Raw genomic sequence first — 12561 nt, forward strand, 5'->3', positions numbered from 1 at the left:
GGTTCTCCACCGTCTCGCCGGGGCGCAGTTTCATGCGCTCGTCATCCCTGAGGATCAGCATGCCGTCGCGTTCCACCACCGGCCGCTCCTTGGCGAAATAGAGCGGCACGATCGGGATACTCTCCTGCAGGATGTACTGCCAGATATCGAGTTCGGTCCAATTCGACAGCGGAAAGACGCGGATCGATTCGCCCGTTGCGATGCGGGTGTTGAATATCTTCCACATCTCGGGGCGTTGATTCTTCGGGTCCCACACATGCTGGGCGTTGCGGAAGGAGAAGATGCGCTCCTTGGCGCGCGATTTCTCTTCGTCGCGACGGGCGCCGCCAAAGGCCGCGTCGAAACCGTATTTGTCGAGCGCCTGGCGCAGCGCCACGGTCTTCATCACATGGGTGTGCGTGTTCGAACCATGGTCGAACGGATTGATGTTGTCGCGTACGCCATCTTCGTTGACGTGAACCAGGAGATCGAAGCCGAGTTTCTGCGCCATCTGATCGCGAAAGGCGATCATCTCGCGGAATTTCCACGTCGTGTCGACGTGAAGAAAGGGAAACGGCGGCTTAGCGGGATAAAACGCCTTCATCGCCAGATGCATCAGCACGGATGAATCCTTGCCGACCGAATAGAGCATGACCGGCTTGGAAAAAGCGGCCGCAACCTCGCGGAATATGTGGATGGATTCGGCTTCAAGCCGCTGGAGATGCGTAAGCGCTGTTGTCATGGACCGTGAGCGTTCTTTCGTGCCTTCCGACAGAAGATCTTGCCTCAAATCATCGAGCTTTGCGCCCGGTTCAAGCCTTGCTTCTGGACAATCTCTCTCGTGCCGGCGTTCTAGCAGATCGCCGTTGTCTAGAACAATGCAAGACTGGCTCTGGGGCGCATGGTTCGGGAATGAATTTTCCACGAACGCTAGAAAAGCCGGAAATTCCTGCTCGCTAGGCTGACAGCTGAGAAAATGCCGGAAAAATATTGCTTGAATAGACCGGCTACGGCCCTTCCGGGAACCTCCCTCCGATCGACCCCGCGCCGGCAGCTGTTTTTCGGTGACAATCGACCCGACATACTATCGAAAAAGAAGCCCAGCCGCTATACCAGCCCCAGGAAGCGGGCAAGTGCATCATGAGGCATGGGCAGTCTCGAGGCGAGCGCATTCTGCTTCGCTAAACAAGATCCGCCGCATGAAACTTCCCGAAAATAGCGAGCCCGAAAATTTGAGCCGGCTTTCATCCCTGAGACAGCAATTCACGCCTTCGCGGGTCAATATCTACTTCTCCATCCTTTGCTTCTTTTTTCCACCGGTTCTGGGATCGGTGGTCAGTTTTGTTTTCAACGGCGGAGCCCTGGCTTCCGTCGTGCTGATTGCATCTGGGAAAAGGCACTTCAACGCGGACCGGCCAATGATCTGGCTGACGGTCGCGATATATGCCTACTGCGCGGCCAATCTCCTGGCCACTATCGTCAACAATTCGTTCGTCCGCGATGCGCCACACCTTATACCGCTCGTCACCTTCCTGTTTTTCCCCGTCTCCTATTCGACCTGGAGCATCACGCAGAAAACCATGCTTGCCCGCACCATCGTTCTCAGCTGCATGGCCGCCTGTTTTGTCGCGCTGCTCTTGGCCGTCATCCAGCAATATTGGATCGGGGTCAGGGCCGAGGGCGGGGCCGGCAACCCGATCGTCTTCGCAACGGTCGTCTGCCTTGCCGTGGCGGTCTGCGTGGCCGGCGCCTTGTCAGGCATAGAGCGAGCCCGTAACCCCCTTTTCCACGCCGCATTGGCCGGGACGATCGCCATCATCTATTCCGGTTCGCGTATTGCCTGGCTGGCTCTGCTGATTGCCGGCATCGCTGTTTTGCTTATCAACCATCGGAGGCTCAGAGGCAGGAATGCCGTTCGTGTGCTTCTGCTGCTGGCGGCAGTCGGCATCGTGGTCGCCGCTTTCGGCTTCCAGGCGATATCCGGGCGCATCGACTTTCTGCACTCCGATTGGAATGCGCTGGGCGCGCAGGGCAATTACGACAGCTCGTTGGGAATACGTGTCGCGCTTTGGGAGATCGGCCTCAAAGCATTCCGTGACATGCCACTGTTCGGACATGGGGTGGGCGCGACCCAGCTTTTAATCAAGCAGGGCTTTCATGATCAGTTCGCAATGGAGACAGGCTTCAACCATTTTCACAACGGCTTCCTGACCGCTTCGGTGCAAGCCGGAATTCTAGGCGCCGCAACGCTGGCGGCGATCTTTGTCGTTGCCGCTGGAAATGCTGCTCGGGTCTTGCGGAACAGCAGCGATCCGGTCGAGCGGTTCGGCGCCACCATGATTGTCATCGTCATTGTCACTTATCTCACGGCGGGAATGACGGGCATCCTCGTCGGCCATGACATCCTGGACTCGGTGCTGATGGTCTTCCTTGTGTGCGGAACGTATCTTGCCTCCGGCTGTCAGGCTCCGTTGATGGAAAAGCATGCGCCTCCACCGGTGATGGAAGAACAGGCGCCTCCGCCGGCCACCCAAGAGCTGTTGCGAGCAAGGCAATGAAGGTCCTGGTTACCGGCGCAACGGGTTTCATCGGGCGCCTGGTTGTGCATCATCTTCGCCAGGCCGGCGCCGAGCTTCGTCTCGCTTCCCGCCATCCGGAAAGGCTTGGGTCGGGGGACGGCGCGGTGCTGTTGCCCAATTTCGATGCACCGGCCGCGGCCTTCCTGGCACTCACTAGGGATGTGACCCACGTCGTCCATTGTGCCGGCCTCAATAATGATCGGGGCAATGCCACCGAAGCCGACTATTGGGCGGCCAATGTGGAATTGAGCGCGCGGCTGGCGCATGCCGCGGCGGCACAGGTAAGCGGACCCTTCATCCATCTCTCCTCGATCCGGGCCGTGATCGGCGCTCGGGTCAGCGCGACAATCGACGAGAACACGCCTCCCGCCCCGCAATGCGTCTACGGGCTCTCGAAGCGGGAAGGCGAGATCAGGATCCTGGAAGCCTATGCATCGCATGGCCGCTCCGACGCCGCCGTGTTGCGCCTGCCACCGGTCTATGGGAGCGGCATGAAGGGGAACCTGGCGACGCTGATGCGCCTGGCCGATACGGCGCTGCCGCTGCCGACCGGCGCCTTGACGGGAATCCGCTCGCTGATGTCCCGCGAGGCCGCGGTGCGAGCGGTGTCGCATCTGTTGACCCATTCGGCGCCACTTCGCCCGATCTATGTCGGCGCCGATGTACCACCGGTCACCCTCGAAGCCATCATCGCCGCCTTTCGCAAGGGTTTCGGACGGCCGATGCGCCTGATGACCGTGCCGGCAGGCCTGATGCGGCCGGCAGCAAGCGTGCTGGGCAAGCAGGCATTTTGGGACGGCCTGACCGCGACACAGATATGCGATCCCGCCCTGCTGATATCGCAGGGATGGGCGCCCGAAAGCGACCCGCTGGGGCGGCTGGCCGAACTGGCGCGGCTCGGTAAGTCGTAGCTTCCCACCACTTTTGGGATCGTGGTTTGTTCAGCCTCGGTAGAGCGTTCCGAGCAGGATCCGAAGGTCAAGCCGGAACGACGCCATGCGGAGATACGCGGCGTCCGTTTCAGCCAGAAGCCGCGGGTTCGACATGTCGATGCCCCTGATCTGAGCCAGGCCGGTTATGCCTGGAAGTGCCGCCAAAACCCCCAGCCGCCTGCGACACTCGATCAATTCCGTTTGGGTCGGCAGGCAGGGGCGCGGCCCCACCAGGCTCATCTCGCCCTTCAACACGTTCCAGAACTGCGGCAGTTCGTCGAGCTTGAATTTCCGCAGCACCTTGCCAACCGTTGTGACGGAATTCGCGGGCGCCTCATGCGAGGGCAATGACGGCGTCCCGACATACATCGTGCGCAACTTGTGACAGCGAAAAAGCCTGCCGTCGCGACCGACCCGCGTCTGCGAAAAGATAGCTGGACCAGGCGACGATACCCGAACGGCAAGGACCGCGAGCACCAGCACGGGAGATGTGACCACCAGCAGCAGAGCCGCACCGGCAAGATCGAAAATGTGCTTGGTTGCCTTCATGAACGGCCGATCATGCTCCCTGTCAAAGTCGCGAGGCCACGCCGCGGGCGAAGCCCAGTCAATCCGGTCGACGTAGCATGAGCTCATCTCTTGACCAAGCGTGCCAACAGCCCTTCGATGCTCAGATGCGCCCGAGGATGAAAGCGAGATAGAGCCCCAGGGTCCCGGGAAGGGTCTGCCGATAGACACCGCTTTTGCGCAAGGCTGCCAGGCGGCGGAAAAGACCGCCCTGCCGACCCCTGGTGAACAGGTCGAGGCATGAAGCCGCGTCTTCGGTCAGGAGATCGCGATTGACGGCAAGTCCGTCAAGGTTGAGATCCGTCCAGTCGGCAAACTCGCCCTTGAACAGGCGGCCAAGCCGGGAAACCCTTGCCCTCCACGACGCGTTGGCGCCAACCAGGTTTGCCGCATGCTGCCGGTAGCGCACCAGTGGCCGCGGATCGTAGCGGACGATGCCGCCGGCGGCGGTCACGATGAGATAGGCCCACCAGTCGTGGCTGACGAACCCGGTCCGCACGGAGGCCCTGGCCAGCAGGTCGCGCGCCGCGGCGTTGAGCAGGATGGTGTTGCCGCCGGCGATGCTCTGCACAAGTGCGTTGCGAAAGGATGGCGGCCGGGCAAACAGCGGCGAATGGCCGACAAGGCTTCCCGTTTCCGTCATGGTCGCGGTTCGCGAGCAAAACATCAACGGGGTTTTTGCGTCGTGGGCCTGCATCCAGCGGATGGCGCTTTCCAACCTGTCGGGCTCCCAGATATCGTCCTGGTCGCAGAAAGCATAGCCGTCCGCATCGATGCGTCGATCGAGGATCATCGACCGGAAATTGCCCGCGAACCCTTGCCGTGGCCCCTCCACAAGGGTCATTCGACCCTTGGTCCAGCGGGATTGCCATGCCTCGATGATGGCGATCGTGCCATCGATGGAGCCATCGTCGGATATCCACAGGTCGACCAGAGGGTGCGACTGGGCGAGCAACGACCGCAGCTGCTCATCGATGAAGGCGGCGCCATCTTTCGTGCCCATCAGGACTGCGATGCGCAGATCTGCTTTATCCACGAACGTCAAACACCTTGCATATGCCCGGGATTTTCAGATCCCCGAATCATGATCGCGTCGGAAGAGGAGCGGCCTAGCCCGCCTGCCCGACCGTTTTCGGGATCACGTCCTGACGAATGCTCCCCCTAGCCTTCTTGGCGCGGTCAAGGCCTGCCAGCACGGCGAGCGCGGCAGCCTTGTCTTGGTTTTTCGCCGACTGCTGCAGCGCCGTGAGCGCGATCTGGACATCCGACCATTCCACCACGTCCGTGCTGAGGCCAAAAATCTTCGAAATGCCGAGTTCGACGAGTTCCTCATCTTCGCCATGCAGCGTTTCGTGGAGTTTTTCGCCCGGCCTTATGCCGGTGAACCGGATTGCGATGTCCTTGTATGGGCTCTTTCCGGACATGCGGATCATCGTTTCGGCCACTTCAAGAATCGGCACCGGCTTGCCCATGTCGAGCATATAGACGGCATAGTCATCCCCGCTCCGCCGCGACGCGGCATCGGCCGCCGACATGATGACGAGATCGACTGCTTCGGCCACGGTCATGAAATAGCGTGTCATGCGCCGGTCGGTGATGGTGACAGGCCCTCCGGCCTCGATCTGCGCCTGGAATATGGTCGCCACCGAACCATTGCTGCCAAAGACATTGCCGAACCGCACGGCTATGAACTTGGTGGCGGAGCGACGCCCGCCAGGCTCGGCCGCTGGCGTCCCATGCAAGGCGCTGACGATCTGTTCAGCGGCCCGCTTCGTCATGCCAAGCACCGATGAGGGATCCACCGCCTTGTCGCTCGATATCAGGACAAATTGCGCAACCCCGCATTTGGCGGCGACCTCGGCGCAGACGAGCGTTCCGAAAATATTGGTCTGGATGGCCGAATCCCAGTTTTCCTCGAGCAGCGGAACGTGTTTGAGCGCCGCGGCATGAAAAATGATATCCGGCCGGAATTCCGTAACGACACGCGTTATCTGGCGTCGGTCGGCGACATCGACGATACGGACCTTGAGACGGTCGTGGTCCTTCTCGTCGATATACTGGCTCAGCTGGAAGATGCCGAACTCGGAGTTGTCGGCGACCAGCACCGCCTCCGCTCCCAGCTCCAGCGACCGTTTGACCAGCGTTCGGCCGATCGAGCCGGCACCGCCCGTCACCAGAACACGTTTGCCGCCGACAAAGGCACCGATGCGCTCGATATCGGACGCGACTGTCGGACGGCGCAGGATCGTTTCCATCTCGACGGTGTCGAGAACCAGCTTGCCGTGTCGTTCCAGCTCCGAAAGGCCGGAAAACTGCACCACACTGATATCGCCATGCCGGGCGACGCGGACGAGTTCCGAATACTCCTCGATCTCGTGCTCGGCGCCGCTGCCGAAAATCAGCAGATCCAGGCTTTTGGTGCCGCTCGCATAGTCTTCCAGGACATCGATCAGACGCGGCCGGGTCGCCACCACGGGAACACCCTGGATCCGCGTGCCCAACGGCGCGCCATGCTCGGTCGCCATGATGCCGGCGATGGAATAGTCAGCCGGCTGTGCCGTGCGCGTGAAGCGAATGATCAGGTCGGCCTCGCCGAGCCGACCGACGAACAACGCTCGCTTGGCCTGCGTCCCGTCGGTCTTGCGGCTCAAAATGCCCCAGCTCGCGCCGTCACGCAGGAAGCGGTAGAACAGCCGGGGCGCCGATATGATCGTGAAGGAGACGAGGAAGAAGACGATGAACTGACGCTCGTTGAGCCCCTGCACCGGTTGGAAAGAACGAACCAGCAGCGAAGTCGCATACAGAGCGAACGTCAAAATCGCGCAGCTCTTCAGGATATTGAAAAAGTCCGGCGTCGAGGCAAAGCGCCAGACGGTCGTGTAGAGGCCACAATATCTGAATAGAAAATGGCTGATGAGAATAATGCCCGCCCAGGTTGCTAAACCCTCGTTGGACAGCGGCTCGAACGAAAGATTCGACCGCGAAAGCACGAGGCTGAGCGCCACGGCGACCAGGACCATGGCCACGTCCTGGACCATGATGAAGGCGCGCCGCATCTGTGGCCGAAGTCCGAATACTGCTTCAAGGTAAGAATTCATTGGACGGCACTAGACTCCAGGCTCACGGATATGAACACCAGAAAAAGTGCGAACACGAAGATACTTCGTGGCCACTTTCTCAAAAGTGCTATCCCCGGCTCCCGCCGGCCTGTATCGCATACTGCGAGGTTGAAGGCATAGCCAGATGTTTTTTCGGAAAAGCGCGTGAATAAGAGTAAGCTTGACTCCCTATTCCCGGATGGATTGTTTCCGACCCTTCGGTGAACCTTGCGCTTTGGACACTGCCGCTACGTCAGCGTGTATCCGGTTTTGCCGCAGTTGACTCTGCTCTCGACCTCGCTACGACGCAATACGTTGCCATATGCTTGTCGAAATGGCTATTAGAGACGGGCTTGGTGGTTCGCTATGGCAGCGAAGGATAATGCGCCAGAACAACGGATTGCGATACTATCAGCCATGATTGCGGCACTAAACGGCGCTTTTGACGACATCTCAAAGGCCATGAGATTACACCGGGTCTGGATCGCGCTTGCCCATGAGGACATCGGCGACCAGCACAGACGCACGACGCTCGGCCCGCTTTGGATGCTGGTCAATTATTTCGCTTTCGTTGGCACATTTGCCTTTGTCTTCGTGACCACGGACGCCAGCAACCCAAGCTATATAGCCTATGTGGCCATCGGCATGCTGGTGTGGTTCTACCTCACCGAGACCATTACCATGAGCGTCTCTCTCTTCCAGCGCGAAGCGAGCTTCATTCAAGGCACGACGCTGCCGTTGTTCGTCTATGTGATGCGATTGACGATGCAATGCATCATTCGGGCTGGTTATTCGCTCGCGGGTTGCGTTCTTATTTTGCTTTTGAGCGGTTACGGAATCAACACGAACTGGCTGCTGTCATTGCTGGGTCTGTTGCTCCTCATCTCGGCAACGCCTGCGTTTGTCATGGTCTTTGCATTCCTGGGCGCATTCTTTCCCGACAGTGAGTTCATCGTCGGGAACCTGATGCGGGTGGGCATGTTCTTCACGCCGGTCTTCTGGGTCTATAACGGGCAAGAAGGCGTTCAAAAATATGCCTATCATTGGAACCCGTTCACCTATTTCCTCGAGGGCGTGCGTGAGCCGATCACGGCGGGCATATTTCCAGGACATGCCTTGGCCGTGACAGGTTACGTCTGCCTTGGCCTCTGGGCGCTTGCGTTGCTGCTGCTCGGCCTTTATCGCAAGCGCATCGTTTTCCTGATCTGAGTTCCATGACCTCCATCAAACTGAACAATGTCAGCCTCGTTTATCGCCTGTTCGAAAAGTTGACACTTTCGGCGCCAGGCCGGCGTCGGAGTGCTCTCGGCGGCAACATAGCGAAGTCGGGCACCAAGCAGGTCGTGCAGGCGCTTGACGATGTCAGCTTCGAGCTAAAGTCCGGCGACCGGTTGGGGCTAGTCGGCCCGAATGGCGCCGGCAAGACGACACTGCTCAAGGTTCTATATGGAATCTACCAGCCGTCGGGCGGAACCATATCGATCGCGGGCAAGGTCGATGCCCTGTTCAACATCCACATAGGTTTTCGCCCCGAGGCCACCGGGCGCAGAAACATCGTGCTGAGGGGGTTGATCAGCGGCTGGACGGCGGCCGAGATCGAAGAGAAGATGGAAGAAATAATCGATTTCAGCGAACTGGGTGACTTCATCGACCTGCCGTTCAAGGCGTACAGCCAGGGTATGGCGGCACGCCTGGCCTTTGCGGCAGCGACCTCGCTTGAACCAGAAATCCTGCTGATGGATGAATGGATTGGCGCCGGCGACGCGTCATTCCAGGAAAAAGCCAAGCGACGGATGGACGAACTGGCGGAAAAGGCCGGCATCATCGTATTGGCCAGCCACGACGATGCGCTGATCCAGCGCGTCTGCACGAAGAAAATGACACTTCGCGCTGGCCGAGTGGAATCGCTGACCTAAAAGCGCCGCGCGATATTTGATATTGAGGTCGAGCTATGGCTCGATAGATCGTAGCATCATCCCTCTTCGAGCGTTGTTGCCTGCCGGAATACCCGCAAGCGACTAATGGTTTAAAACCACCACTATCGACGCCAAGGCCGAACCACGGAAATCAGCCGCGCCCTGGCAGTTTGACCAACGGCCAACGCTTCCGACCATCGTCAACCGAGGAAGACGCGAGGTGTCCTCTCTAAGGGCGGGTTTTTGGGCTTCGTCAACAGAGGGAGCCCCCCTCGCCCTGCCATATCCTCATATCCTCGAAGCCAGCGCGGTGCCCCTTGTTTCTTCGCGTGGAGCATGCCAAGAAGCGCGGCACGGAAGGTAACAAACATCATGATGCGCGAATATCTGCCTTGCGCTGGCCTTTGTTGCCTACATCACGGCCCTGGGTGGTAGCAACACCTACCCGGCGTATGGAAGATTGGTCATTACGGAAACGAAGAAACAGGTTCGATACGCCTATCTCAGCGCGTTGCGGGGTATCGCAGCTCTTTGGGTGATATCGGTCCATGTCGCCCACATGCCGCAACCTGGCATGGAGTTGCCGCCCTGGTTAGACCTCTACGTGGCCAATGGCGTTTGGGGAGTCCAGCTTTTTTTCGTCGTCAGCACGTTCTCCCTTTGCCTAATGCAGCCAAGTCATGCTGACGAGCAGCGACCTATCTTGGGTTTTGCCTTGCGCCGCTTCTTCCGCATCGCGCCGCTGTTTTATTTGCTGGTAGCATTCACACTGCTTTCCGTCTTCAAACCGGCTAGGGATATCTTCAATACCAATCCGGCTGGGTTCGATCTCAATGTCAGCACGTTCCTCACGAACGTGACGTTCATCTTTAACCTAGTGCCGGGGAATGGCCACCAGACATCGCTGGTTCTCGCCGGCTGGACGATTGGTACGGAGATGATGTTCTATTTGATCTTCCCGTTCGTCTACGCCCGTACCAAAAATTTGTGGTCGGCGCTGGCGGCGATGCTCATCAGCTTGGCAGTAGCAAAGGTCTTCAGCATGACAGTGGTCCTGTTCACGGCGGACCCAGCAAATTACCAACAGCAGTCGATCTTTCACCACATGCCGATATTCATGTTCGGTTTCGTAGCGTTTTGGGCATTGCCTTTGCTCAGGGATCGACCCAACAGCAAGCAGATAGGCGCCGCGTTGCTGGCCTCGGTTCCGGTGCAGTTCTATGCGGTAGTAGGAGGAGCTTCGGTGCCCTTTATTGAGCCGTTCCATTGGCTAGGCGCTATGTTCGCGTGCTTTGTCCTCGGCCTCGCCCTTTGCCCGATCCGCATTCTCGTCAACAAAACAACGGCTTGGATAGGGGACATCAGCTACTCGATTTATCTCGTTCATAGCCCGATCATCGTTGCCCTGTTCCCGATCTATAAGCAGATACAGGCGTCGGGAGGGGGAAGGATAGAAACGTTTGTTTCCTGCTTTGTGCTGACGCTGGCATGCGTCCTCCCAACTGCTGCGGTGACCTATCGCGTCTTGGAGAGGCCGACCAACAATTGGGGCAAGCGGCTTGCCTCTCGATTGGCAGGACGACAAGAACGGCCTCGGCTGGTCGTTCGCGAAGCAGCCTAAGAAGGGGCAGGATGGCCGGCTGCTAACCCCTAGGCGCAATTATCCTTTGCAGGCAGCGATAGAGTGGCCTGAGGACCCTGAACACTATTGGCGATCTGGCCACGATTGATCTCTTGATCGAGAAGATGAGGCCATGAAAGGCTCTTTTCACCCCCAGGTTTCCAAATTCCGCCGGCGCTCCATTGGCGCACAATGCCTGCAATTTGGCCTCCAGCATAACGTAGTTGTGAGCAGCGTGCCCCTCCGTCATCACGTGTCGGAAGGTGTATCCTGCGTCGATTGCGACATAGGCTATGATCCGCTCCAAGGCATGGACCAAACTCCCATCCCGGTATTCCATAGTGGCAAAATCGTCCCAGCTCCATTTATGTTCGAAAAGCTTCCTTAGAGCAGCAGGACGAAACCAGTACATTCCACCATAAGGCGCGACGGGCGTACTATCGTCCAAATGCACGATCAGGCGCAGCTGTTTGGCCAGCTTGGCAACACCGGCTCTGTTGCCACTCCATGCGTTTCCCAAAGTCGGGTAGCCAATATGAACCACCGGTGGCATAACCAGACCAAGCGCTGGATTGCCGACAAAAAGCTCAAGCAAGTTTTCGACATACCCAGGTGTGTGAAGAAGGTTATCGAAATTGTGAAGCTTAAATAGCTCTCCCCTTGGGCCGTCCTGGGGAGAGCGTTTGGAATGGATCCGACAGATCAGATCGTAGCGGTCCTCGATTGCGTAGTCCCTGCACCCGACAAGGAGTGCTGAGGTATCCCTGCCGTCGTTCGGAACGACCAGGACTATGGAGTTTCTGGCGTTCGGCGCCTTCGCGATTGCTTGTTGAATCGACGCCTGCTTGTTTGCACTATCCGTCGTGATAATTAGATCGTAACCCTTCGGCACGTTTTCGGTGTAGCCTAGAATCTCATCAATCATGTCGACGTGATATACATGGGCGAGAACCGCTATCCGATATCTGTCCCAACTCCTTTCCGTACCAATACGTATGTCCGGAAGGACGGAGAGCAGCGCGGCGTTGCCGTTTAGCGTACGAGGCGGGCCCAGACGGCCAACGCTTTTCCATATTAGAGACAAATCATAATCTGACTGTCTCTCGATTATTTCCAGGGCACGCGGCAGGTTGATGGCCTCGCGCTCGAGCGTTAGCGTGTCATGAAAAAAGAGGCGCCGCTTCAGGATCGGGCTACGGTCCTCCAGCGTTTTGTCCGGCTCCATGAAAACTGGGTATGGCGTCTTATATCGTTCCGGATCGAGCAGGACCGAACTGGTGAAGCCCAAGGCCTGGAAATGCTCCGTGAACACCGTCTCATGTTTCGCGACCGAATCCATATAGGAGTTGATGGGCGCCATCTGGATCCAATAGTCACGAAACGCCTTTGACTGGTGCAAGGACCGCCGCACCGCGATGAAATGGGAGTTGAGGTGGAAGGGCAGTTCCGACCTTCTGACGTCGATCGGATTGGGTTTCATCGCCCTGTGAGCGGAAATTCCCCAAAAATCACAGCGACGTCGGTCCATTTCGGAAAACATTTCCGAGAACGGAAAAATCGGCCCGTAGAAGGTGTGGTTGAAAAGCAAAATCTCGTCGAAGCGTGATAGTTCATCCCACCCAATATGTTCGAGGCCGCTTCGATAGGCCCATACATCGAACCCTTTGTTTTCCCTGATCAGGAAGCTATCAGCTGTCTCGGAAAGCCGAGACTGAGCTTCTTTGTCAACCGGACCGTTGCAAACCACTAGTAGTGTCTCAACAAAAGGCCGAATCGACGCAATCAGGTGAAAATAGTAATCATCGACCTTGCCGTATTGATCATAGTAAAATGCAATGGCCAGACGCCTCATCAGCCCCTCTCTTTAGT

At 58.1% G+C, this 12561-nt stretch carries 10 protein-coding genes; 5 read left to right on the forward strand and 5 right to left on the reverse strand.

What is annotated here, in order from left to right:
- Positions 1-721 (reverse strand): sulfate adenylyltransferase subunit CysD (cysD, locus tag NKH03_RS28650; RefSeq protein ID WP_352972168.1); only part of this gene is annotated, 721 nt, incomplete at its 3' end.
- A gap of 490 nt (positions 722-1211) precedes the next feature.
- Between cysD and NKH03_RS28655 the strand changes: the two genes are divergently transcribed.
- Together NKH03_RS28655 and NKH03_RS28660 are read left to right on the forward strand one after the other, a co-directional pair.
- Positions 1212-2537 carry an O-antigen ligase family protein gene (locus NKH03_RS28655; protein ID WP_352972209.1) on the forward strand — a complete coding sequence of 442 codons (1326 nt, stop codon included), beginning with the start codon at positions 1212-1214 and terminating at the stop codon, positions 2535-2537.
- Positions 2534-3469: an NAD-dependent epimerase/dehydratase family protein gene (locus tag NKH03_RS28660; RefSeq protein WP_352972169.1), complete on the forward strand. Its 936-nt coding sequence runs from the start codon at positions 2534-2536 to the stop codon at positions 3467-3469. Before NKH03_RS28655 ends, NKH03_RS28660 begins: the two co-directional genes overlap by 4 nt.
- Positions 3470-3499: 30 nt before the next feature.
- Here NKH03_RS28660 and NKH03_RS28665 read toward each other — a convergent pair whose 3' ends face one another.
- The 3 genes from NKH03_RS28665 to NKH03_RS28675 form a co-directional block, all read right to left on the reverse strand.
- Positions 3500-4039: a sugar transferase gene (locus NKH03_RS28665; RefSeq protein ID WP_352972170.1), complete on the reverse strand. Its 540-nt coding sequence runs from the start codon at positions 4037-4039 to the stop codon at positions 3500-3502.
- Between the two features lie 121 nt (positions 4040-4160).
- Positions 4161-5093: a glycosyltransferase family 2 protein gene (locus NKH03_RS28670; protein ID WP_352972172.1), complete on the reverse strand. Its 933-nt coding sequence runs from the start codon at positions 5091-5093 to the stop codon at positions 4161-4163.
- A 73-nt stretch (positions 5094-5166) separates the two neighbouring features.
- A complete protein-coding gene (locus NKH03_RS28675; RefSeq protein ID WP_352972174.1) occupies positions 5167-7155 on the reverse strand; it encodes an SDR family NAD(P)-dependent oxidoreductase in 1989 nt (662 codons plus the stop codon).
- 366 nt (positions 7156-7521) lie between these two features.
- On the opposite strand from NKH03_RS28675, the gene NKH03_RS28680 reads away from it, so the two are divergent.
- The 3 genes from NKH03_RS28680 (at position 7522) to NKH03_RS28690 (ending at position 10692) form a co-directional block, all read left to right on the forward strand.
- Positions 7522-8364, forward strand: a complete 843-nt coding sequence (locus tag NKH03_RS28680; protein ID WP_352972176.1) for an ABC transporter permease — start codon at positions 7522-7524, stop codon at positions 8362-8364.
- A 5-nt stretch (positions 8365-8369) separates the two neighbouring features.
- On the forward strand, positions 8370-9071 hold the full coding sequence (locus NKH03_RS28685) for an ABC transporter ATP-binding protein (protein WP_352972178.1): 702 nt from the start codon (positions 8370-8372) through the stop codon (positions 9069-9071).
- Between the two features lie 460 nt (positions 9072-9531).
- Complete coding sequence (locus NKH03_RS28690) at positions 9532-10692, forward strand: acyltransferase family protein (RefSeq protein WP_352972180.1); 1161 nt, start codon at positions 9532-9534, stop codon at positions 10690-10692.
- Between the two features lie 22 nt (positions 10693-10714).
- Here NKH03_RS28690 and NKH03_RS28695 read toward each other — a convergent pair whose 3' ends face one another.
- Positions 10715-12544 (reverse strand): rhamnan synthesis F family protein, encoded by a 1830-nt coding sequence (locus NKH03_RS28695; RefSeq protein WP_352972182.1) that lies wholly within the window; start codon positions 12542-12544, stop codon positions 10715-10717.
- Positions 12545-12561 lie beyond the last annotated feature (17 nt).

It is taken from the genome of Mesorhizobium sp. M1406 (assembly GCF_040317555.1).
Taxonomy (GTDB): Bacteria; Pseudomonadota; Alphaproteobacteria; order Rhizobiales; family Rhizobiaceae; genus Mesorhizobium.

Coding starts and splice junctions, on each gene's coding strand:
- NKH03_RS28660 (WP_352972169.1), top strand. CDS start 2,534: ATGAAGGTCCTGGTTACCGGCGCAACGGGTTTCATCGGGCGCCTGGTT.
- NKH03_RS28665 (WP_352972170.1), bottom strand. CDS start 4,039: ATGAAGGCAACCAAGCACATTTTCGATCTTGCCGGTGCGGCTCTGCTG.
- NKH03_RS28675 (WP_352972174.1), bottom strand. CDS start 7,155: ATGAATTCTTACCTTGAAGCAGTATTCGGACTTCGGCCACAGATGCGG.
- NKH03_RS28680 (WP_352972176.1), top strand. CDS start 7,522: ATGGCAGCGAAGGATAATGCGCCAGAACAACGGATTGCGATACTATCA.
- NKH03_RS28685 (WP_352972178.1), top strand. CDS start 8,370: ATGACCTCCATCAAACTGAACAATGTCAGCCTCGTTTATCGCCTGTTC.
- NKH03_RS28695 (WP_352972182.1), bottom strand. CDS start 12,544: ATGAGGCGTCTGGCCATTGCATTTTACTATGATCAATACGGCAAGGTC.